11 protein-coding genes are annotated in these 23,820 nt (G+C 57.9%); 7 read left to right on the top strand and 4 right to left on the bottom strand.

Going from position 1 to position 23,820, the window contains the following annotated elements:
• The first annotated feature begins 26 nt into the window (after nucleotides 1-26).
• From J2I47_RS23340 to J2I47_RS23325, 4 genes are all read left to right on the top strand, one after another.
• A complete protein-coding gene (locus J2I47_RS23340; protein ID WP_207367036.1) occupies nucleotides 27-6,581 on the top strand; it encodes an immunoglobulin domain-containing protein in 6,555 nt (2,184 codons plus the stop codon).
• A 141-nt stretch (nucleotides 6,582-6,722) separates the two neighbouring features.
• Nucleotides 6,723-8,591 (top strand): helix-turn-helix domain-containing protein, encoded by a 1,869-nt coding sequence (locus tag J2I47_RS23335; RefSeq protein ID WP_207367035.1) that lies wholly within the window; start codon nucleotides 6,723-6,725, stop codon nucleotides 8,589-8,591.
• 118 nt (nucleotides 8,592-8,709) lie between these two features.
• Nucleotides 8,710-13,422, top strand: a complete 4,713-nt coding sequence (locus J2I47_RS23330) for a choice-of-anchor Q domain-containing protein (protein ID WP_207367034.1) — start codon at nucleotides 8,710-8,712, stop codon at nucleotides 13,420-13,422.
• Between the two features lie 17 nt (nucleotides 13,423-13,439).
• Nucleotides 13,440-14,885, top strand: coding sequence for a beta strand repeat-containing protein (locus tag J2I47_RS23325; protein WP_207367033.1), 1,446 nt, complete (start codon nucleotides 13,440-13,442; stop codon nucleotides 14,883-14,885).
• Nucleotides 14,886-14,980: 95 nt separating this feature from the next.
• Here the strand turns inward: J2I47_RS23325 and J2I47_RS23320 are convergent, their stop codons facing one another.
• Nucleotides 14,981-15,271 carry a YtxH domain-containing protein gene (locus tag J2I47_RS23320; RefSeq protein ID WP_207367032.1) on the bottom strand — a complete coding sequence of 97 codons (291 nt, stop codon included), beginning with the start codon at nucleotides 15,269-15,271 and terminating at the stop codon, nucleotides 14,981-14,983.
• A 165-nt stretch (nucleotides 15,272-15,436) separates the two neighbouring features.
• Between J2I47_RS23320 and J2I47_RS23315 the strand changes: the two genes are divergently transcribed.
• Both J2I47_RS23315 and J2I47_RS23310 read left to right on the top strand, forming a co-directional pair.
• On the top strand, nucleotides 15,437-16,474 hold the full coding sequence (locus J2I47_RS23315; protein WP_207367031.1) for an aminopeptidase: 1,038 nt from the start codon (nucleotides 15,437-15,439) through the stop codon (nucleotides 16,472-16,474).
• Nucleotides 16,475-16,487: 13 nt separating this feature from the next.
• Nucleotides 16,488-17,273, top strand: coding sequence for a DUF3108 domain-containing protein (locus J2I47_RS23310; RefSeq protein ID WP_207367030.1), 786 nt, complete (start codon nucleotides 16,488-16,490; stop codon nucleotides 17,271-17,273).
• On the opposite strand, the gene J2I47_RS23305 is transcribed toward J2I47_RS23310, so the two are convergent.
• Together J2I47_RS23305 and dnaA are read right to left on the bottom strand one after the other, a co-directional pair.
• The gene (locus J2I47_RS23305) at nucleotides 17,230-18,267 is read right to left on the bottom strand and encodes a GNAT family N-acetyltransferase (RefSeq protein ID WP_207367029.1); all 1,038 of its coding nucleotides are present in this window, start codon (nucleotides 18,265-18,267) and stop codon (nucleotides 17,230-17,232) included. The two genes, J2I47_RS23310 and J2I47_RS23305, sit on opposite strands and share 44 nt — an antisense overlap.
• A gap of 49 nt (nucleotides 18,268-18,316) precedes the next feature.
• Nucleotides 18,317-19,726 (bottom strand): chromosomal replication initiator protein DnaA, encoded by a 1,410-nt coding sequence (gene dnaA, locus J2I47_RS23300; protein ID WP_207367128.1) that lies wholly within the window; start codon nucleotides 19,724-19,726, stop codon nucleotides 18,317-18,319.
• Nucleotides 19,727-19,875: 149 nt separating this feature from the next.
• On the opposite strand from dnaA, the gene J2I47_RS23295 reads away from it, so the two are divergent.
• Nucleotides 19,876-21,201 carry a methylmalonyl-CoA mutase family protein gene (locus J2I47_RS23295; RefSeq protein ID WP_207367028.1) on the top strand — a complete coding sequence of 442 codons (1,326 nt, stop codon included), beginning with the start codon at nucleotides 19,876-19,878 and terminating at the stop codon, nucleotides 21,199-21,201.
• Between the two features lie 60 nt (nucleotides 21,202-21,261).
• Here the strand turns inward: J2I47_RS23295 and J2I47_RS23290 are convergent, their stop codons facing one another.
• On the bottom strand, nucleotides 21,262-23,700 hold the full coding sequence (locus J2I47_RS23290; RefSeq protein ID WP_229374900.1) for a TonB-dependent receptor: 2,439 nt from the start codon (nucleotides 23,698-23,700) through the stop codon (nucleotides 21,262-21,264).
• Nucleotides 23,701-23,820 lie beyond the last annotated feature (120 nt).

The following is a 23,820-nucleotide window of genomic DNA, read 5'->3' as shown; positions in this document are numbered from 1 at the left end:
GTTTTCGTAACCTACTCATTCACTGAATGCCATCATTCTTTACCCTCCTGCCAGGCAGTCGGTTCAGCCTGCGTTTTTGTTTCTCATTTCTCTTCGGTGTCGCCGGCTGGTTATGGCCTTCACTGGCGAACGGACAAACAATCCGGTACGTCTCGACGACCGGCACCCACACGGACCCTGCTTCGGCCACAACCTCGTGGGCGAGCAGCACCACTGATTTACAGGGAGCGATCGACGCCAGTTTGGCGGGCGATGCCGTCTGGGTGGCAGCCGGTACGTACAAGCCCGGTGGCTCGGCCAATCTCGACAAGACCATCAGTTTCGCGCTGAAAAACGGTGTAATGGTGCTGGGAGGTTTTCCAGCCACGGGGTCACCCACGCTGGCGCAGCGCAACCCGCGCACTCACCTGACGACCCTCAGCGGGGACCTCGACAACGACGGTACGTTGGCGGGCAACAGCTACCATATATTCTTCCTGCCAGGTAGTCTGGGGCTGAATACTTCGGCTCAACTCGATGGGTTCGAGTTGACGGGCGGCAACGCGGCCAACCTTGCCCTCATTAACACCGAGATTCAGGCAGTACAGGGCGGAGCTGTGTACATAGAGTCTGGCAGCCCAGTGTTTCAAAACTGCGTGTTTCGGGGCAACAGCGCGGGGGGCTGCGGTATATACGGTTGCTACGGCTATGGCGGAGCCATCAGTAACGATGGCGGTTCGCCGGGCTTCATCAACTGCAGCTTCACGGGCAACAGCGCATTCGGCAACGGTGGGCAGGGCGGAGTCGTGTATTCGGTGAACGGCTCGCCGGGCTTCACCAACTGTTCGTTCCAAGGCAATTCGGCCGGCAATGCTGGCGGGGTATACTACGAATCGAGCGTACCAATTCGGTTCATGAACTGCTCGTTTCAGGGTAACAGCTCGGTGAACGATGGATTTGTGGGCGTGACCAACTCCATGAACTGGCCCAACAACGGGGCCTCAATCACCAACAGCGTGTTCTGGAACAACGGCGGGAGCCGGGCTTTCACGTATTACGATGCCGCCCAGCCGGTGTTGAGCCACAGCCTGCTCGAAGCGTGGTCGGATGTCTTTTTCGGCCCCGGCATTCGCTACGCGCCCGTTTCGCCGTTTGTCAGCACCACGGCGACCTCGTTGAATCCCTGTTCGGAAGCCATCAACAACGCCGACGTTGCCTCCTACACGGCCCTTTTTGGCAGTATGGCCAACGCCCCTCAAACCGATGAATTGGGCAACGCACGCTTCCGTAGCGGCACACTCGACATGGGTGCGCGGCAGTACGACGGCTCATTGACCGACCTGCTCACCCTCGTGAGTCAGCCACCCGCCAGTACAGTCGTGACGGTGAACACCGCCGTCACGGCAACCTTCAGCGTGACGAGTGCGGGGGCGATTAGTTTTCAATGGTATAAAGACAACGTACCGATAGCTGGTCAAACGTCGGGTACGTTAGCGTTGTCGAGCGCAGCTCTTGCCGATGCGGGCCGGTACGTCGCTGTGGCCAGTTCCAGTGGTGGCTGTAGCCTCACCAGCACGGCGTTTCAGCTAAGCGTATTACCGGTTTATTCCCTTACGGTGAACGTCACGGCCAACCCCTCGCTGACCGTTACGCAGGGCGCGACCACCACGCTCACGGCTTCCGGCGCAGGCAGTTATGTATGGAGTACGGGCTTTGTGGGTAATCCGTTAATTGTGCCAGTCAACGCCACCACGGTCTTCTCGGTGTCGGGCCTGACGGGTATTAACGGCGGCATCACAAGCGTGACAATCACGACGGTGCCGGTGGTCTGCCGCCCAACCCTTTACGTAACCGAGAACGGGGCCGGTGCACAGACCGGGGCCGATTGGAACAATGCCCTCGCCGGGCGCAACCTGCAATTGGCCATCAATACGGCGCAGGGGTGCGGTGGGCAGGTGTGGGTGGCATCGGGGACGTATAAACCCACGCAGGACGCTAACCGAGCCGTTAGCTTTTCGATGAAACCCGGCGTGGCGATTTATGGTGGCTTTGCAGGGAATGAAACATCGCTATTGCAACGACCAGTACCCAACCCCAACTCTGGACAACCGTCCAGTTCGACGCTGTCGGGCGATATCGGTACGGTGGGTACGTCAGCAGACAATAGTTTCCACGTCATTTACAATACCCCCGGCCTTACTGCTTCGTCGCTGCTCGACGGATTTGTCGTGACGGGGGGGCAGGCCGACGTATTTGGCGGGGGTATGTTCAACAATGGTGTTGGCGCAGGGCAAATGTGTAGCCCGATGGTGCGGAACTGTTCGTTCGTCGACAACCGGGCCACCTATGGCGGCGGGGTCTGGAATCAGGGCAGCAACGGCGGTACGTCGAGTCCGCGGTTCGAGAACACGTCCTTCGAGCGGAACGTGGCCACGGCTCTCGGCGGGGCGTTTTACAACCAGCCCGACCCCAATGGCACTACGAGCGGCACGTTGGTCAACTGCGGCTTTGTGGGCAACTCGGCACCCGATGGCGGAGCCATCTACAACAACGGATACGGCGGCGGACGAGCCCTGCCGCTGCTCGTCAACTGTGCGTTTATTAACAACACCGCCACGCGGGGCGCGGCTATGTTCAACATCGGCTTCACCAATGGGCGGGCTGTGCCCACGGTGGTGAACGGCTCCTTCTACGGCAATACGGCGACGGGCAGCGGCGGGGCTATTTTCAACAACCCGATTAGCGGAATCGCCGGTACGGTGCTGACCAACTGCGTGTTTTGGAACAACGGGGCGGGGACAGCCCTTACGCCGGCTTCGACGTTTACGGCCAACACCTCATTGCTCGAAGCGAACATAGCGGGCGGTGCAGGCAATCTAGTGGCGGGTACGTCACCGTTTTCCGGCACAGGAACCGGAACGTCGGCTACCGTCGCGCTCAACCCCTGCTCTCCAGCCATCGGAACGGGTGATGTAGCGTCTTACAACGCGGCCGGTGGCCCCGGCACTGATCTGGTAGGGGCGGCCCGGCTTCGCGGCGGCGTGCTCGACATGGGTGCGCAGCAGTTTGCCGGTACGTTAGGTACGTTGGTGACGATCACGAGTCAGCCGCCTAGTAGCCTGACGCTCAATGCGGGCGACGACGTGAGCGTCCCCGTCAGCGCGACGAGCAGCGCGGCCCTCACATACCAGTGGTACAGGAATGGGGCTGTGCTATCTGGTCAATTGTCGGCAACGCTGTCGATTCCCAATGCCCAAACGGCCGATTCGGGTACGTATGTGGTGAGCGTGTCGGCCACGGATGGGTGCAGCACCACCAGTACGGCCCTGCAACTGACCGTCGCCCCCTCCGACCGACCAGTGCTGTCTATCATGGCCACACCCTCGGCCATCGTTACGGCGGGCGTGACAGTCACGCTCACGGCGTCGGGGGCTACGAGCTACACCTGGGCCAACGGTACGCAGGGCAACACAGTGGTGTTCACGCCTACGGCCACCACGGTCATTTCGGTAACGGGCACCAACGCCCTCGGCTTTACGGGTACGCGGAGTGTTACAGTGACGGTGACGGCCATTCCCTGCCAGTCGGTGCTGTACGTGACCCAAACCGGCGCGGGGGCGCAAACGGGTAACAGCTGGGGTAACGCCGTCGCCGGGCGTAATCTGCAACTGGCAATTAACGCGGGAATCGGTTGCGGGGCGCAGGTATGGGTAGCGGCGGGCCGGTACGTTCCTACGCAGGACGGCAACCGGGCCCTCAGTTTCTCGATGCAACCCGGCGTGAAGATCTACGGCGGCTTCGTGGGAAACGAAACGACGCTCAGCCAACGGCCCGCCCTGAACCCGACACTGGGTCAGGTGAGCAGCAGTACATTATCCGGAGAAATTGGCGATCCCGAGAGCACCACCGACAACAGCTACCACGTCATTCTGAACGGCAACGGCATCACCAATACGGACATCCTCGACGGGTTTGTGGTAAGTGGCGGCTACGCGACCGATGCAGGCGGGGGCATGTATAACAACGCCAACCAGGTTACACTCAGCAATGCGCGGTGGGTATGCAGCCCAACAATACGCAATGTACTGTTTACTAACAACTTCGCGCCGCTTGGCGGGGCCATCTACAACGATTCGCGGGTACAGGGGCGTACCAATCCGTACCTCGAAAACACGGCGTTCGTGAGCAATACGGCCACGCTTGGCGGAGCGATTATGAACCACACCTTCAACTATGGCAACGCTAACTGGCGGGCCGTTAACTGTCGTTTTGAGCGAAATACGGCGTCACAGGGTGGGGCTATCTACAGCAACGGCGACGCGGGTGGAGAGGCTAACTTCATGGTTGCCAATGGCGTTTTCGTGAGCAATAGTGCCACACAGGGTGGTGTGGCCTACAACTACGCCCGGCTCGTAGGTGGAGTGTCGCCATCGTTCGTGAACTGTTCGTTTTGGGGCAATAGCAGCGTGAATTTTAACGACCAGTCGGTGCCGCCGTTCTTTACGCCGGGCACAACGTTGCCTGTTTTCAGCAATAGCGTTTTTTGGGGAAATGCAGCAGCTGGTACGTTCGTCTCATTGGGGCAGGCCCCTACCGTCAACAACTGCGCACTCGAACCGGGCACAAACGGCTTCAACGGTACGGGCAACGTGTTTGAAACTAGCAACCCATTCAGGAGCAGTACCAGCCTTCAGCTCAACCCCTGCGCCCAGGCCATCGACCTCGCCGACCCCAACGCGTACACCCTTGTTGGTGGACCAGCAACCGACGCAGCAGGCCAGCCGCGCACGTTTGGTAGCGGCCTCGATGCCGGGGCGGTCGAGTTGCAACTGCCCGCCAGCGTAACGGCCACTCTGACCGCCTCGAGCACAGTTGTTTGCGTTGGGCAGTCTGTCACGCTCACGGCCACGGGTGCGGGTGGAATCAGTCCATACCAGTATAATTTCAGTACGGGTAGTTCGGCCACCAGCACGACCGTTGTGATGCCGGCAGTGGGTGCGAATCCCTACTCGGTCACCGTGACGGATACCAACGGGTGCCGGGCTACGGCTCAAACGAGCGTGTCGGCGGTGACTAGTCCGGCCGTCAGCCTGAGCGCGTCGGGTACGTTGACCTGCGGCCAAACGTCGGTGACGCTTACGGCCACAGCATCGGGCGTAACGGGCTATAGGTTGAGCAACGGGCAAACCAACAGCACGGGTACGTTCGTAGTGAGTGCGCCGGGTACGTATACCGTCACGGTATCGGGCGTGGGTGGTTGCACCAGCACGGCGGTTACGACGGTCGAAAGCAACACCACCGCTCCCACAAATGTTAGCCTCACAGCTATGCCATCCGGTACGTTGACCTGCGCGCAAACGAGTTTAACGCTCTCGGCTACACCAACGGGCAGCTTCACCTATGCCTTCAGCAACGGGGCTACGCAGATTGGCGGCAGCGCAGGCAACACCGCCACGGTAAACGCCACAGGTACGTATTCGGTCACGGTGACGGGGGCAAATGGCTGCACGAGTACGGCTTCGATCTCTGTTAGCACCGTTGCGGTAACAACCCTAACCAACGCCCTGCCCGCTTCGGTCAGCGTTTGCGAAGGCAGCACGCCATCGGCCCTGCCCGTTGCAGCAACGGGGACGAACCTAACCTACCAGTGGTACAAAGGTGCTTCGGCCTTAACCGGCAAAACGAGTAACGTCCTCACCTTCACCGCCGCCAACCCTGCCGACGCGGGCAACTACTACGCCGTGGTGTCGGGGGCTTGTGGCAGTGTCAGCAGCAACACGATGGTACTGACCGTACGGCCCCGGCCCGCCGCGCCCGCCTTGGCTCCCGTGAGCCGCACGGTAGCGGCGGCACCTGCCCCAGCAACGGTTTCGCTGACGCAGTATGTCGTAGCCACGGGTACGTTGAGTTTCTCCAACGCGAGCGGTTGGCTCAATCCGCCGAATGCGTCGATTGCCTCAGCGGGTATGTTCAGTTTCTCGGTGACGCAGACCGACGGGTTCGGCTGCACCAGCCCGGCTACGCCCTTCAGCCTGACGGTGCTCTCACCCCTGCCCCCCACCAGCCAGACCCTCTGCCGGGGTAGTCAGCTAGTGCTGAGTGTGCCGCCCAATGGGGTGCGCTATGAGTGGTACAAAAACGGGCAGACGGCGGCCAACAAGCTCCTCGACGTAGTCGGCGTACAGCGGGGCACCACCACGGCCAGCCTCACGCTGGTGAGTGTGCAGACCAATGCCAGCTTCTACTGCAAAGTCTTCGCCGCCGACGGCAGCTTCACCTGGTCAGGGCCGTTTGCCGTGGTACTGGGCAACTGCGGCGGTCGGGTGGGAAGGGCGGAAGACACCCCGCCATTAGCTATCATCTTAGCCCCTAACCCGCTGGAGAATAACCAGTTACGCGCCACAGTGGGGGGCGCAGGCGGCCAACCGCTGACAGTACAACTCTTTGACGGGCAGGGCCTTGAGGTGGACCACCAAAGCTGGTCAAGTGCCGCTGCCGAGCAGGGTGTTGACTGGAGCCTGGCCAGCCAGCCCGCTGGCCTCTATCTGCTGCGGGCGGTGAGCAATGGCCGGCAACAGAGCGTTAAGGTGATTAAGCCCTAGGTATAACGAGCCACCGCTAAGTAAAAATTCCAGGTAACAGACTAATAAGTAGGTAGGTTGTAAGTTTAATGTTACCCACGCTGTGATCGTACAACTGATTCGAGTCTGTTAACAACCTAATGACCACTTCCGACAACGGAAATGATCACCGACAATACCTTACTGAACCGGTTCAACCACCGGCTCGACCAACAACTCGACAAGGCCACGCTCTCTATCGACGGGCTGTGCCACGACCTGGGCGTGAGCCGCTCCACGCTGGCACGGGTCGTGAAAGAGCAAACGGGTCTTTCGCTGGCGATATACATCCGGCAATACCGCCTCCAAACGGCCCAAACGCTGCTGGAGACGACCGACCTGCGCGTGACCGAAATCGCCGACCGGGTGGGCTTCGCTACCTCGCAGGACCTCAGCCGCTACTTCGCTAACTGGCAGGGCAGCACACCCACCGAGTACCGAAAGCAGCGGCTGTTAGCTACTCCTGCGCCCACACCGGAGCCGGTTCTGTCGACGCCGCTCACGACGCCTGCCCCCACCGTCCCGGTGCCGGTGTCTCACCGCTGGCCGAAGCGATGGCTGGCCCTGGGGGTGCTGGTGCTGGGGTTGGCGGGCGCGGGCAGTTGGTGGGCCACCCGCCCGTCACAAGCGACGCAGCCTGTGGCGGTAGCCGTGCTACCGTTTGAGAACCTCGGCCCGGTCAGCAGCCAATATTATACCGAGGGGGTGATGGAGCAGATTCATGGCCTACTGACCTACGTGGACGGGCTGCGGGTCATTTCGCGCACCTCGGCATCCCGCTTCACGCCCAACAGCCAGCCCCTCGACCAGATTGCGCGCCAGTTGGGTGTAACGTATCTGCTCACGGGGCAGGTGCACCAGCAGACACAGCGCGTGAAGGTGTCGGTGGAACTGGTGCTGGCCGCCGACAACCGAACCGTGTGGAGCAACAGCTACGAGGGGCAACCCCACGACTTGTTTGGGTTTATGAGCCAGACCGCCCACCAGATTGCCGCCGAATTGGGCCAACAGTTGAGCCAGCATACCCGCCAGAAAATAACGCAGGCCCCCACTCAGCATACCGAAGCCTACAACCAGTACCTGAAAGGGCAGTATTTGCTGCGCGACCGTACCGAACCCGGTCTGCGCGAGAGCGTTCGCCGGTTCGATAAGGCGATTGCGCTCGACAGCACCTTTGCCGAGGCCTGGGCCAGCCGGGGAGAAGCCTACTATTTGTATGGCATAGAAGGGTACGGGCCTACGCCGGTCTATTGGAAAAAGGCAGAAAAGGACGTGCTTACGGCTATCCGGTTTAATGCCGAAAGTGGTATGGCGTATGCTATCTTAGCCAACCTCTACCACGACCAGAACAAGTGGGAACAATCCCTGACGACGTATCGTATCGCGTTGAAATACCAACCCAGCGACGCGCTCATCAACTATTGGTATAGCCTTAGTCTGCGGTCGATAGGGCAAACCGAAAACGCCTTACAGTACAGCACCAAAGCCATCGATGTAGACCCGCTGCACCCGGTGATTCTGATGGGCCACATTGGCAACCTGGTGGCCGCTCACCGCATGACCGAAGCGCGGGCCGCTCTGGCCGAAGGGCAACGGTTGCACAGCCGGTTTGCCGCCCTATACTGGATGAGGGGTGTCTACTACATCAACCTGCGGCAATATGGTCCCGCCCTTCATGCTTTCGAGCAGGGGCATCAGCTTAATTCGGCCACCACTGCTTACCCATCCATGATCGCCTATTGCTATGGGCGGCTGGGCCAATCGGCACGGGCGCAGGCTTGCCTGGATAGCCTGCCCGATACGCCCGACGAGTACGCCAATCGGGCCACCACCTACGCTGGGCTGGGCGACACCGACCGATGTTTGGCCTACCTCGAACGCGGAGCCAACGGCGGCCAGCTGCCTTACTACCTCAAGGTGTCGCCCCTGTTCGCGTTTCTGCACGGCAACCCCCGTTTCGAGGCGGTGTTGCGGCGCGTCGGGCTGCTTTGACCAAATACTACACAAGTTGACCAGCTATTACACAAGATTGACCAACTATCACACAGCCGTTGGCAGGCTGCTGTAGAGCTTTGCCCCACCCCCAACGCCCCATGAACCTTTCACACCTATGCGCCCCCTTCGTTACCTCCTCCGCTGGCTGGCCCCTGCGCTATTCCTGTTGCTGACCTCGCCTGTAGTCCTGGCTGGCCCAACCCCGGCCCCGCCCGCGCCGCACAGCCCCCTGCGCCAGCACATCATCGACAAATTAAGGACGCAGCCTACGCTCAACGTCGAGTTGTTTGTGATGAGCCAATGTCCCTTTGGCGTGCAGGCCGAAACCGCCCTGATACCCCTGCTCGACGAATTTGGCAGCCGCCTCCATTTCCAGCTTTACTACATCGTGGCCCCGGCGGCACCAAGCAGCTTGCAACCCTACCGCAGTTTGCACGGGCCAACGGAGGTGGCCGAAAACGTACGGCAGTTAGTGATTGCCGACCGATTCCCAGCCCGGTGGCTGGCTTACCTCGCGGCGCGGGCCACCAACTACCAGACCGACGACTGGCAACAGGCCGCCCGGCAAGTGGGCCTCGACGTGGCCGAGGTAACGCAGTTGACCCAACAGGAGACGGCGCAGGACCGGCTGGCGAGGCACAGCCAGCAAACCCAGGCCCGGCAGGTACGTAGTTCGCCCAGCCTGTTTCTGGATGGCGAACGCTACGACGGCAACCTGCTGCCCCCCACAAACCGGCAACTCACCCAAACCGGTCTGGCCTGCACCACTGATGCCAATTGCGACGACAGCAACGCCTGTACGACCGACCAATGCACCAACGGCCAATGCGTCAATACGCCCCGCACCTGCGACGACAACAACCGCTGTACCACTGACTATTGCGACAGGGCTGCGGGGGGATGTGTATATGTACCGAAAAACTGCGATGACAATAACCCCGGCACGCTCGATGCCTGCGCCCCGGCGAGTGGCGGCTGTATCAACACGCCCATTACCCGGGTGCACGTCAATCAGGCAGTGGGGAGCAGTGGTGACGGCAGCACCTGGGGGCAGGCGTTCAAAACGCTGACCGAAGGCCTCGCGGCGGCCAACACCTACGCCAGCATCACCGAAATCTGGGTGGCCGCCGGGACCTACAAACCCACCACCACGACCGGCCCCGACAGCCGTACCATCAGCTTTTCGATGAAAAACGGCGTAGCCATCTACGGCGGCTTCGTAGGCAACGAAACGGCCCTGAGCCAACGCCCCGCGATAAACCCTGTTTTGGGAAACCCCAGCAGCAGCACGCTCAGTGGCGACATCGGCACGGCGGGCAACAACACCGACAACTCCTACCACGTCATCAGCAACCCGGCGGGGCTGACCAATACGGCCCTGCTCGATGGTTTTGTGGTTACGGGGGGGAACGCCAATGGGGGTGGGAACACTAACGGCGGTGGGGTCTATAACGACGACGGCTATAGGTCGGTGTGCAGCCCCAGTTTCCAAAACTGCTCGCTGATCGGCAATACGGCTTTATCAGGCGGGGCGATGTTCAACAATGGGTTTTCCGGCGTATCGAGTCCGGTACTGACCAACTGTGTGCTGCAAAGCAATACGGCTACCAGCGAAGGCGGGGCTATGTTCAACGATGGGTTTTTCGGCGTATCGAGTCCGGTGCTGATTAACTGCTCACTGCAAGACAATACGGCAAGATTATGCGGGGCGATGCTCAACAATGGGACTTGGGGCGTATCGAGTCCGGTGCTGACCAACTGCGCCTTCCAAGCCAATTCGGCGACCCAACGAGGCGGCGCACTCTACAACGTTGGGACTGATGGTCAATCGTATCCAGTGCTGACCAACTGCTCGTTGCAAAGCAATACGGCTCCCACCGGCGGGGCGATGTACAACGTTGCGAGTGGTGGTCAATCGAGACCGGTGCTGACCAACTGTATCCTGTGGAACAACGGAGGTGGCAACACGGTCTTCAATGATAATGCTGTAGGAGCCTCGGCCACCTACAGTCTGTTCGATAACGCGACCAACGTGAACATCAGCGGGCCGGGTAACCTCACTACAGCTACCTCGCCCTTTGCCAGCACCGCCACGGTGGCTCTGGCTGTCGTCTCCCCAGCCATCAACGCAGGCAACCCCGCCAGCCAGACGGCGGCCACTGGCCCCTACTCAGCTGCGGCCCTGCCTGCTACCGATTTGGCGGGCAACCCCCGCATCGCGCAAGGGCGTGTAGACATGGGCGCGGTAGAATACCAATGCACCTTCCCTACGCGCTTGTACGTGGCCGCCAGCCAGACGACCCCCGATGGCGACGGGCTAACGTGGGCGACGGCCTTCAAAGACCTCCAAAACGCGCTGACCTATCCCTGCTCGCAAAGCCTGACCGAAATCTGGGTGGCGGCCGGGACGTACAAGCCCACCACCACAACCGGCCCCGACAGCCGTACCATCAGCTTTTCGATGAAAAACGGCGTAGCCATCTACGGCGGCTTCGTAGGCAACGAAACGGCTCTGAGCCAACGCCCCGCGATAAACCCTGTTTCGGGAAATCCCAGCAGCAGCACGCTCAGTGGCGACATCGGCACGGCGGGCAACAACACCGACAACTCCTACCACGTCATCAACAACAGCAATAGCGGCCTGACTAGTACCGCCGTGCTGGATGGCTTTGTCATTACGGGCGGTGCGGCTACCTCCCGCATTATTCCAGGCGTCAACGGTGTGGGAGGAAGTAATTCTGGTGGTGGGCTTTTGTTGAATAATGCTGGCTCCCCGGTTGTGACGAACTGCCTGTTCACTGCTAATAATGCAGAAAATGGAGGGGGTATATATACTTATGCCTCCTCTCCTTCTATCAATAACTGTAGCTTCCTGACTAATGCGGCTTCTTTATTTGGCGGGGTCATCTTTAACCTTGGCAACCTCACGCTGACCAACTGTAGCTTTCAGGGCAATTCGACCTCTCGACATGGCGGGGCCATTTTCAATCAGAGTAACACCATCCTCACGCTGACCAACTGTAGCTTCCTCAGCAATATAGCTTCTTCTGACGGCGGGGCCATTTTCAATCAGAGTAGCAGCAGCCCCGCGCTGACCAACTGTAGCTTTCAGAGCAATTCGGCTTCTTCCAACGGCGGGGCCATCTACAACACCAGCAGCATCGGAACGCCGACCGGCCCCACGCTGACCAACTGTATGCTATGGGGCAATGGGGGCAGCAACACCATCTTCAACAACAACAACAGTACCCTCACGGCCAGCTACTCACTGTTTGACAACACCGTCACGGGCTATACTGGCTCTAACAATTTGACAACCAGCACGTCGCCCTTTGCCAGCACGGCAACGGTCGCCTTAGCGGTAGGTTCACCAGCCATCAACGCGGGCAACCCCGCCAGCCAGACTGTCGCTACCGGCCCCTACTCAGCTACGGCCCTGCCTGCTACCGATTTGGCAGGCAACCCCCGCATCGTCCGGGGTCAGGTCGATATGGGCGCGGTGGAGTATCAGGGGCCGTTTAGCCTCACGCTGCTCACAAGTGCTGCGCCCAACCCCGTTTGCGCGGGTAGCTCGGTGGGGCTGTCCGTAACGGCTTCGGGCGGAGTTTCGCCTTATAGCTACACCTGGGTGGCCCCGGCGGGCATAACCCTGTCAGGTACGTCTACCTCGGCGGTGTCAGCCTCGGCGGGAGCAGGCGTGTCGGGGGTGCAGACGCTGACCATCACGGTGGCCGATGCCCTCAGTCCCATGCCGATAGTCAGTACCAGTCTGGTGAGTGTGACGGTCAATACTCCGCCTGCGGCTACGCTCAGCCCGGCCAGTGTGTCGGTCTGCTCCCCCAACAACGTCACGCTCACGGCGGCAGCGGGTGGCACCACCTACGCCTTCAGCGGGCCGGGCCTGAGCCAGAGCGGCAGCAGCAACACGGCGTTTGTCTCGCGGTCAGGTACATATACGGTGGTGGTCACGGGCAGCAATGGCTGCACGGCCACGGGTACATCGTCGGTGACGATCAACCCCCTGCCATCGGCACCCACGCTTGCGCCGGGGGCTTCCTTCACCACGCTGGTCAACAACACACCCTTCAATCTGACGAGCCTGGTCGTGGCCGCTACGCCACCCAACACGCTCACCTTCCGGGGGGCGTTGGGCCTGGTCAGCCCGCCACTGGCCGATATCAGCACTGTCGGGGTGCAAACCTTCTCGGCCATCCAGACCTCGCCACAAGGCTGTGCCAGCCCGGCGGTGGTCTTCAGCCTGACGGTGCTCTCACCCCTACCCCCCACCAGCCAGACCCTTTGCCGGGGCAGTCAGGTGGTGATGAACGTCTTTCCGACAGGCACCCGCTACGAGTGGTACAAAAACGGGCAGACGGCGGCCAACAAGCTCCTCGACGTAGTCGGCGTACAGCGGGGCACCGCCACGGCCAGCCTCACGCTGGTGAGTGCGCAGACCAATGCCAGCTTCTACTGCAAAGTCTTCGCCGCCGACGGCAGCTTCACCTGGTCAGGGCCGTTTGCCGTGGTACTGGGCAACTGCGGCGGTCGGGTGGGAAGGGCGGAAGACACCCCGCCATTAACTATCATTCTGACTCCTAACCCACTGGAAGACAACCAACTACAGGCTACCATCACCGGTGCGGAAGGACAAGCACTAACCGTGCAGTTAGTAGATATGCAAGGCCGAACAGTTCGTCAGCAGGCATGGCAACATACCGCTCAGAAACAATCGGTTGTATGGATGGTCAGCGACCTCACTACCGGAGTATATTTACTTCAAGCAACCACTAGCAAGCAGTCTCAACGTGCTAGAGTACTTAAACCCTGATCTCACTATTCGTCTCTATGAAACGTACTATTCTCACAGGTCTGGCACTGGTTGCTTTTGCGGCTACGTTGCAGGCTCAGAATACATCGACAGTTAGTCAAAACGGTAATGGTCAGTCGAACGCTATTACGCAGACAGGCAGCAATAACGAGAGCATTGTCCGGCAGCTAACCGGCACGGGCAGCCCCGCCAACACGGGCAACGTGGCCACGGTGACGCAAAACGCCACCTCTACCCTACCGACCAAAAACCAGGCCTTCATCGACCAGATCAACGGAGCCGACTATAACCAGGCCATAATTAGTCAAACGGTCGGATCGGGCAACAGAGCCACCATTGAGCAGAAGGGGGGCAACGGTTTCCGTAGCGGCGGTACCAGTCTCTATGTACCTGGTTCGCCGGTGCCTACGGCTGGTAACTATGCTACCATCACCGAAACGGGTGCGGGGAATAACCAGACGAGCATCCAACAAAACGCAGGTGCACTGGGTGGCAGTGGCGCCAACTACGCCAATATCAGACAGATAGGGAATGCCAATTTGGGCACAGCCATTGAGCAGTCGAACAAGTCAATGGGCAACCAGGCATCCATTGTGCAGGGGGGTTCGGCAGGCGGGGCCACAGGCAACACAGCCGTTGTGCTGCAAAACAACGATAGCCAGAATAACCTGGCTCGTGTTGCTCAGGAGGGTGCCAACAAAAACGCCGACGTACAACAGGCTTTCATTAGTAGTAACAACGTGATTCAGGTAGATCAGTTGGGCGCTAATGGCTTTGCCACCGTCTATCAAACTGACAACGCCGATCATAATCAGGCCACGGTTAGCCAGGTAAGTACGTCTAATGGCGGAAGCAGCGCTACTATCTATCAAACCAACGTCAGCGCCTATAACATCGCTTCTGTTGAACAACAGGGCACGACCGACGCTGCGTTGATCAATCAGTCGGAACAGTCGAAAAATAACACCGCCGCCATTACGCAGGGGGCAACTGGCAACAACAACGTAGGCGTAATTACGCAAACCTACGCCTATGACGGAGCGGGGAGCACCATGACCACGGGGTCGGGTAGCACGGCCACCATTAACCAAAACCTGACAACAGGTAGCACCATTGGCAATCAGGCCGAAGTGACGCAGGGCTTCGCGGGCGGCATCTCGACGGTGTCGGGCAACCCGGTTATCAGCGATGACAACGTAGCAACCGTCGGGCAGGAAAATGATGTAAACGTGGCGAAACTACAGCAGGGCGGCGTAGGCAACACGGCCACCGTAACGCAACGTGGCTATAGCACACTCAAAGGCGTTAACGCCGGTATGGTTGTCAATGATGTGGCCGGGCAGCTGGGCAACATCAACACGCTGACCGTTAACCAAACAGGTACATTACTCAATCCCGCCACTGCAAATGCCACCCAAATCGGCATCGGCAACAACGGCACCATCACACAGACGTCAAATTAAAGTTTAAGGTCTAAGGTTTAAAGTCCAAGGTTGCTTCGCGCTCGGATACACCGCACACGAAGCAACCTTGGACTTTAAGCGTTAGACCTTAAACTTTAAACCTTAGACTCTAACCCGTCCGGCTTCTTGCCGAGCACGTCGTTGATGGCCTGTTCGGCGTTGGGGAAGTTGGCTTTTAACAGATCGGCCAGTTGTGATTTCAGCTTCTCAAAATATTCCGGAGCATTGTCCATGGCGCCTTCGGCTTCGGTCTTGAACTGATTACCCTTCTCTTTCAGGTCGGTCATCAGCTTTTCACCCTCTTCGGTTTGCAGGTATTTATTGAGCGCCACCCCGGCAGCAGCACCAAGTATAAACGTGGCTAAGTGTTTTGCATTGACAGCCATTGTAGTATGTCGTTTAGTGAAGCACGAACGTACGGAAAAAGAATGAGTGAATGAGCGAATTAGTAAATGGGCACCTGGCTTGGACCGGGGCGCACAGGCTGCTGCGCGGGCGTTATTTGTGCCGCTTCCAAGCTAGTCGCTTATTCACCCATTAAATTCGCCGCCATGAAACGGCGAATCTTTCTGGGGTTATTGGTGGTGTTAGTGGGTATAGGGATTTGGCAGCGCGATGTGGTCAGCTACGGCTATATGCTGGTGAAAGGGCAGTTTACTATGCTCTACGAAGCCCGCCCCGTACCGGATGTACTGGCTGACAAAACCGTGCCCGACTCCGTGAAAACGCGTATCCGGCTCATACAGGCCATTAAACAGTATGCCGTCGATTCGCTGGGGCTAAACCAGTTCAAGAATTTCACGACATATTACGACCAGACCGGCAAGCCACTAACCTACATGCTCATTGCCTCGGACCGGTACGCGCTCAGGCCCCTGATGCACAACTACCCCATTGTTGGGGCTTTTCCCTATCAGGGCTTTTTTGGCCTCGACAACGCCAAACGGGCCGACTCCCTGTTGCGGCTGCAGGGCTACGACACCCAGATTCACCTGGGCGCGGCCTACTCTACACTGGGCTTTTTTAAGGACCCAATCCTGTCGAGCTTCCTGAAATACAGTGAGGGGCGGCTGGCCGAACTGATCATTCACGAAATGACCCACGGTACGCTGTTCATAAAAAGTAGCCTCGAGTACAACGAAAACCTGGCAAATTTCGTAGGTGACTACGGCGCCGACCGTTACATGGCCCAGAAGTATGGTCGCGGGTCGGAACAGTACCGCGACTATGTGGCGAGTAACGTGTACTACGAACACTATAACGATCATATCTTGCGGGGCACCAAAAAACTCGACTCGCTCTATTCGTCGTTTAAACCCTCTATGGCGGCCGCTGTCAAAGATTCATTGAAATGGACACTGGTTGGTCAGATTATTGCCTCGGAAGATACACTGTCGGGCTCACCTGCCAACGGTAAAGCGGCAAAGCGGGTCCTGCCTAAAAAAGACTTACCAAACAATGCCTATTTCGTTGGGTTTCTGACGTATAATAAACAGCAGAACCGGTTTAAAACAGAGTTTGTTAACCAATTTGGCAGTGATTTCCCGCGTTATCTGGCGCATCTTAAACAAACCTATCCTTCTCTGTAACGGATTGATTGCCATGAAAAAAGCTGGTATCGTTCTGAGTATCGTTCTCACGCTGGTCGGTTTTCGGGCCGCTGATTCGTACCGACGGGTGGTCAACACCAGTTTCGGTCCGGGTGAGCATATTGAGTACCGCGTCCATTACGGATTCATCAACGCTGCCGAAGCCCGCGTCGACGTGGCGCCATCCTTATACACCGTCAACGGCAGACCCTGTTACCAGGTTAATGTATTTGGCCGCACCACCGGCGCTTTCGACATGGTAAAGCGCGTACGCGACACCTGGCGGTCATACATCGACACCGCGGCCATTTTACCGCAGAAGTTCTATACGAATATTCAGGAAAGCAGCTACCGGAAGGAGGAAAATATGACCTTCAACCACGCCAACAACACAGTGAAGGCCGAAGAGCGCACGGAAAAAGACCTTTTCAAAGTGCCCGACAATGTGCACGACTTTGTGAGCAGCTACTATTTTCTGCGCACGGTTGATTTCAACCGCATGGGCATGGGACAGATCATTGAGCTACCCACTTTCTACGACGACACGGTCTACAACCTGAAAGTACAGTACCGGGGCAAGGAGAAAATCAAGACCAAGTTTGGTCAGGTAAACGCCATTAAGCTGAGCCCTATTATGGCCACCAACAATTTCTTCAAAGGGCAGGACGCCCTGCTGGTCTGGGTATCAGACGATATGAACAAGGTACCCCTCAAAGTGCAGGTCGAGCTTACCATTGGTTCGCTCGATATGGACATTAAGTCTGTTTCAGGCCTGAAACAGCCGATCCGAGCCAACTGAGCAGTTGTTGAATCCGTCGCTCCAGCCACGTTAACCGGTTCCAATTCAAGACTATGTAGGCTTGTGGTAGGGCACCGAAACTTTCATAGAACGATACTACACCCGGTTTTTCCGGACTTTCGAAATCGAAGAGCAACGGCTGACCCGTTGCTTTTTTTATGGCTCTGGCCACAGCCTCATCCAGCAAAATAGTGCGCGCATTAAGGCGACGGCCCTCGTGGTTGGCAGCGTTGAAGAGATAAATGACCCGCCCGTTTGCCTGCACAAATATGGCGCCTGCCACGGGCTTGCCCGCCACGCAGGTATAGCGCAAGGTTATTAATCCACGCTGCTGGAGTTCGGCAAATACTCCGCGAAACAACTCATAGGCCCACTCACCCACCCCAATCGATTCGGCGTGATTTTTTCGGAACAAATCCAGTAACGGCTCTATATTTTCGGAGTCAATTACCTGCCAGTCAGCCACTTCACCTGTCCTTTTTGCTGCTCGGCGCAGGTTCATTTGCCGGTCAGGGGTATAGCGGGCGTGTAGATGAGTGTAGGCCCTGGGTTGGTGCGGCGGCAGGCTCAGCGCATCGGTCAGGGGCAACACGTGGGTAACTAAGGCACGCTGGTTGATCCAGCCTGGCAGCGTAGGCACCGGTTCTGTCAGCAGCAAATTCAGGCTCGACGCATACCGGTATCGCTTACCCAATGCTGCCAGAAAGGGTGTGGGATCGAGCGCCTGGGGAGAGAAAATGGCCAGAAACTGGCAAAACAGCGGTTGGTAGATTACCCACCGGCCCCATCGTTTGCGCAACGGCACAGGCAGCACAGCAGCGTAGTTGTCGCTCAATTCATGCTCAACTACCAATCCTACCCAGCGCCAGCCCGGTGCATGGGTCACAGCATCCAGATACCAGGTGTGCCCGTATACTAAGGCGTTGTGTGCTCCATCTATGCAACGGTTCCAGGCAGCGTCGTTAATCTGTTGGCGGGTTAAAAAGCGCAGCATTGGAGGTCGAGGGCTGGGCGCCTGAGTGGCCGCGTCGCTGGCCGTGTGCTTACTTGAAATAGCCCTTCAGCTTGGCTATCTCTTCACGGATTTCAGCCTTTTCCTTAATCAGGTCGTTGACCAGTTGAATGGCGTGGATAACGGTGCTGTGGTCGCGCCCGCCGAAGTGGTAGCCGATGGATTTCAACGATAGCTCGGTCATTTCTTTGGCCAGATACATGGCCACCTGACGCGGATGCACTACCTCGCGTTTCCGGCTTTTCGACTTTAAATCGGCAATGGTAACGTTGTAGAAATCGGCTACCATCTCCTGCACCGTGTCGATGGTGATTTCCTTTTCGTCATTCACCACAATGTTGCGCAGGGTCATCTTGGCCAGTTCGAGGTCAATGTCGCGGCGGTTGAGCGAGGCCTGCGCCATAAGCGATACCACCACGCCCTCCAGCTCGCGCACGTTGGTGTTGATGCTGTGGGCCAGGTACTCGATCACGCTGTCGTCGATATACACGCCTTCGGCCACTAATTTTTTCTGAATAATGGCGATACGCGTCTCTAAGTCAGGCGTTTGCAGGTCGGTGGTGAGGCCCCACTTGAAGCGCGACAACAGCCGGTCATCCAGGCCGCCAAGGGCGGTGGGCGGCCTGTCGGAGGTCATGATGATCTGCTTACCTGACTGATGGAGGTGATTGAAGATGTGGAAGAAGATATCCTGCGTCTTCTCTTTTTTCTGCAAAAACTGCACGTCGTCGATCACCAGCACATCGACCTGCATGTAGAACTGGTTGAAATCGCGGAGCGAATCGGACTTGATGGCGTTCAGAAACTGGTTGGTAAACTTCTCCGACGTTACGTACAGGACGAATTTGTCCTGGTTGTTATTCTTAACGAAGTTGCCAATAGCCTGCACCAGGTGGGTCTTGCCCAGGCCCACGCCGCCGTAAATCATCAACGGGTTGAACGAGGTTAGCCCCGGCCGCGATGCCACCGCATGACCGGCGTTGCGGGCCAACCGGTTGCAATCGCCTTCCACGTAGTTGTCGAAGGTGTATGACGGGTTGAGGTACGAATCGAGGGTGAGCGAATCGAGATCTTTTAACTGAAACGGCGACCGCAAAATATCGGGGCTGACGTTGTCCGGTTTCGACGATTGTGGATTTTTGGTAGTGGGCATATTTACCGCGATAGGGCGGTTCTGGGCATTACCCTGGTCCACTACAATAGAGTATTCAAGCTGCCCGTCGCGGCCAATGGCATAGTCGAGGGCTTTACGCAGCGCGTGCACAAAATTCTCTTCGAGCCACTCATAAAAGAACTCACTGGGCACCTGAATGGTGAGCACACTACCCTGCATCCGAACAGGCACAATTGGCTCGAACCAGGTTTTATAACTGGCTTCGGGCACAATTTCCTGAAGAACGCGGAGGCAGTTATTCCAAACGGTCTGTACTTCGCGTTGCATGGAGCCTATGGGTGCAGAGGGGGTCACTTTATTCAGGTCAAGAGCGGCTACGGTTGCCAAAAAGGGAGACAAAAGTAGCATAATTTATGAATTGTGAGCTGAGAAAAAAGAGGTTGTACCTTTAACCGGTCAACGATGCTTTATTACCCATGCCCACCTCTTTTTCAGCCCAGTTTTCTTCCGCCACCTACGCCGATTGGCGGGCTCAGGTTCAGAAAGACCTGAAAGACGCCAACGTCTACGAAAGCCTGCGCTGGTACACGCCCGAAGGCTTCGCCGCCGAACCGTATTACACCGCCGAGCAGGTTTCCAATCTACCCCTGGCCCAGATTCAGGCCGCTCAAAAAAGCACCCCTGGCTGGCTTAACGCGCCTTTTTACACTATTACAGACGAAAAAACGGATAACGCTACCCTACACGATGCCCTGACTGGAGGGGCCGAAGCGCTGATGCTCCAACTCCCGGCCAACGCTAATCTGGCGCACCTGCTGGCGGGTATAAAGCTAAGCGACACGCCCGTTTTTTTTCACGTCGACGGTGACGTACTGGTGTTCCTCGAGCGGCTGCGGCAACTGGCTCCCTACAAGCTTCGGGGCGGCATTATGAGCCACCATGCCAGCCTGACCCAGGCTATCCACCTCACCGCCGACTCGCCCCTGTTCCGCACCATCACAATCGATGGTGGACTATTCCATAACGCCGGCGCTACCGCTACGCAGGAGCTGGCGTTTACACTGGCCCAACTCGCCGACGTGTATGATACACTGACAGGCAGCGGGTTATCAATCGATCAGGTCGCCTCAAAAACAACGGTTTCGATGGCCGTTGGTACCAGCTATTTCATGGAAATCGCCAAACTTCGCGCCCTGCGGGTGTTGTGGCAGCAGTTTATAGAACACTATCCAACGGTTAACTATCCTGGTAAGCCTGCCCAGCACCTCTTTCTTCACACTACTACGTCTCCTTTCCACGAATCGACAGCCACGCTCTATACAAACCTGCTCCGGGCTACAACCGAGGCTATGGCGGCAGTCGTTGGCGGTTGCCACGCACTGACAGTCAGACCGTACGATGCCGTTATGGATTCACAGAGCGAATTCAGTCAACGCATTGCCCGCAACGTATCGGTGTTACTGAAAGCCGAAAGCTACCTCGACAAAGTAGCCGACCCGTCGGCGGGAAGTTATTACGTCGAGAGCCTGACCCACCAACTTACCGAAGCCGCCTGGGCGTTGTTTTTGCAGGTGGAAAGCCTGGGAGGCTACGCCAATGCAGAGGCCTTTATTCGCGCCGAACTGGCCGCATCTTACCAGGCTACCATTCAGTCTGTTACCGATGGCAAAGTATTGGTTGGCGTGACCAGATTCAGGCACGATGAAGCCGGTGAAACGAAACCCATAAGTCGGAATGCCGGCCAGTCTGAAGGAGAACTTACAGGGTTAGCCGCTCATCGGCTGGCGGAGTCATTTGAATAAAGAGCCTAACCATTCCGTTCACCTTCATCAACTTACCTCAGCCAGCTTGTCGGGTATGCTTCACAGCCGCAGCCCCACTGATACGTAGCCGGTGCGGCCGTCGGCGGGGAGGATGCCAGGGCCGGGGTAACCACCCGCCCGGCGGGTGAAGTACCGTTCGTCGGTGAGGTTATTGACACCAGTCCGAAGGGTATAGCGTTTCCACAACGTCAGCGAAGCCGATACATCGAAGACGCGGTAGGCGGGAATAACACCCGTTTGGGCGTTGGCCGAAGGTGTTTCGGTGTTGTTGGCATCGCTGTAAGCCCGACCAACGCGGTTCATCAGGGCCGTAAATGTAAAGGTCTTCCGGGTGTAGTTCAGGCCAAATCGACCAATGAACGTGGGGGCGTTTTCAACGTACTTGTCTCGGAGGTTGGTTTCGCTGGCCTGCCCGTTGCTTACGGTCGCCACGCGGAAATCACGGTAGCGGGCATCGGTGAAGCCTAGCGAGCTAAACAGGCTTACATGACCAAACCCGGCCCGACTAACCCGCGATTGACCCAAAATAGCCAGCAGTGGGTCGAACTCCACATAGGCTTCCACACCCTGACTTACGCTCCGGCCAATATTGGTGCGGAGTTGATAGACCCGCCCAGCTTCGTTGAGCAATGAGAGCGTGCCGATGCGGTCGTTGTAGTTGACCCGGAAATAGTTGACATCAAAATTGAGGTAGTTACGTACCCGGCCGCGCAGACCCAGGTCGAAGCTGTAGCCGCGTGCGTCGCGCAGGGTTGGGTCAACCACAAAGTCGGTGACAGCAGCGGGTGTCAGATCCGAGAACAGCACGGGGCGGTAGGCCTGCGACGCGTTAGCGTAAAGCGCAATCGTCTCGCTGAATTTGTATTCGGTGCCAATGCCCGCCAGCACAAACCGGCGCGTACTTTGCTGCGACACCAGGCCAGGTACGTTGCTGGCCGACAGGCTCAGCCGTCCATCGATGGCGTTGCTGAGTGTTTCGATCCGCAGGCCGGGCGTCATTGTCCAGCGGGGGCTCAGGCGGAACAGGTTCTCGGCAAAGGCGGCTACGTTTGTCACCCGCAGACTTAAGTCGCGGGGGAAGGCGTCAGCTTGCAGGTTAAGATTGAACTCAGTGCCAGTGTCACCCCGGCCTTGTTGTTGGCGTTGGGTATGGCCGTTGAAGTATTTGAGACCTGTTGCCAGCGTATGTTCCTGCCCAAATAACCGGTAGCGCGACAGCAGGCGCAGTTCACTACCCCAGTTTCGGTAGGTGTCGCGGTCAATTTGGCGTGGTTGGCCACTGCCAGCAGCCGTCAGGTTGTCGGGTGTGGTAATGGCCTGTGTAAAACCGATGCTGTTACGCTCGCTCACAAGGCCATGAACGGTGGCCGTGAGACGGGTTTTATCAGAGAAAGCGTATTCGGCAGTGAATGTCGGCACGGTCCAGGGGGTACTCAACCAGTTGCGGGAGCGGCTACTTTGGCGGGCATTTTGGGCAAACTGCACGTCGGTGAGGCCGCCCGGCTGTTGGCTTTCGTTATAGAGCCGCGACACCTCCAGCCCCAGTTTTAGCCGGTTCGTAACGGCATACGACAGGGCTGCATACCCATTGAAAATGGAATAACGGCTGTTGTCACGCCAGCCATCGGCACGGCGATAGTGGGCGTAGGCGTTGTATTGCCACCGCCCCACGGTGCCGCTTACCCGATTATAGGTCGAAAACAGCCCGTAGGTACCCACCGACTGCTGCGTCTCGAACCGGATTGGCTTGTCGGTCGCGGGGCCTTTCAACTCGTAATTCAGCAGCCCACCAAACTGCGGACCATATTGCAGTGAGGCCCCGCCCCGCACCAGTTCAATGCGCTCAACGGCCTCCATCGGCGGGTTGTAGTAGGCTTCGGGATAGCCAAACGGATCGGAACTGATATCGACGCCGTTTTGCCGCACGTTGAATTCCCACGACCGGTTTGGACTTAATCCCCGCACCGACACGCCCACCTGCATGCCCGAGCCGTCGTTTTCCCACACCATTACGCCCGGCGTTTTGCTGAACACCTGCCGACTGTTGTTCGTCACCAGGTTCGCGTCGAGGGCATCCAGGTTAATTACGTCTGTTTTCTTTCCGGCATAAATGGCAGTAGCGCCAACGTCGGGCAGGGTTTCGCGTTCGCGCAGGCCTTTTGCCGCCACGATGCTGACTTCAGCCAACTGCTGCACGTCTTCCTGAACAGTCAGCGTCAGCGTGGCCGTTTCGGCCCGGCGAACACTCACCGTCTGTGTCTGCGGTTGCACGCCTATACCCGACGCTTCCACCACATACTCACCGGAAGGCAGGTCCCGAAAGGCAAAATAACCTCGTTCGTCGGTGGTCAGGCGGCGCACCGTACCGCGTAAACGTACCTGCAGGCCACCGGCGGGCTTTCCGTTCGCATCGACCACGTAGCCTTGCAAACCGCCTTTATCGAGTGGGTCAGTGTCATCAAGGACCCATGTACGCATTGTATGTACCGGTTTGGCAAGCAATGCGGGTTGTTGCATGAACAGCACCAATAGAAGCAGGAGAGCGGCAGTCGAACGTTGTTGCATTATTTAGATTCTTTTTAAACAGCGCAAAAGTAA

Source organism: Fibrella rubiginis (assembly GCF_017353185.1).
Lineage (GTDB): Bacteria > Bacteroidota > Bacteroidia > Cytophagales > Spirosomataceae > Fibrella > Fibrella rubiginis.
Note: the sequence above shows the minus strand (reverse complement) of the source record. Positions and strands in the feature narration are given on the sequence as shown.

Coding starts and splice junctions, on each gene's coding strand:
- J2I47_RS23290 (WP_229374900.1), bottom strand. CDS start 23,700: ATGCGTACATGGGTCCTTGATGACACTGACCCACTCGATAAAGGCGGT.
- J2I47_RS23320 (WP_207367032.1), bottom strand. CDS start 15,271: ATGGCTGTCAATGCAAAACACTTAGCCACGTTTATACTTGGTGCTGCT.
- J2I47_RS23340 (WP_207367036.1), top strand. CDS start 27: ATGCCATCATTCTTTACCCTCCTGCCAGGCAGTCGGTTCAGCCTGCGT.
- J2I47_RS23335 (WP_207367035.1), top strand. CDS start 6,723: ATGATCACCGACAATACCTTACTGAACCGGTTCAACCACCGGCTCGAC.
- J2I47_RS23295 (WP_207367028.1), top strand. CDS start 19,876: ATGCCCACCTCTTTTTCAGCCCAGTTTTCTTCCGCCACCTACGCCGAT.
- J2I47_RS23330 (WP_207367034.1), top strand. CDS start 8,710: ATGCGCCCCCTTCGTTACCTCCTCCGCTGGCTGGCCCCTGCGCTATTC.
- J2I47_RS23315 (WP_207367031.1), top strand. CDS start 15,437: ATGAAACGGCGAATCTTTCTGGGGTTATTGGTGGTGTTAGTGGGTATA.
- J2I47_RS23310 (WP_207367030.1), top strand. CDS start 16,488: ATGAAAAAAGCTGGTATCGTTCTGAGTATCGTTCTCACGCTGGTCGGT.
- J2I47_RS23305 (WP_207367029.1), bottom strand. CDS start 18,267: ATGCTGCGCTTTTTAACCCGCCAACAGATTAACGACGCTGCCTGGAAC.
- J2I47_RS23325 (WP_207367033.1), top strand. CDS start 13,440: ATGAAACGTACTATTCTCACAGGTCTGGCACTGGTTGCTTTTGCGGCT.
- dnaA (WP_207367128.1), bottom strand. CDS start 19,726: ATGCAACGCGAAGTACAGACCGTTTGGAATAACTGCCTCCGCGTTCTT.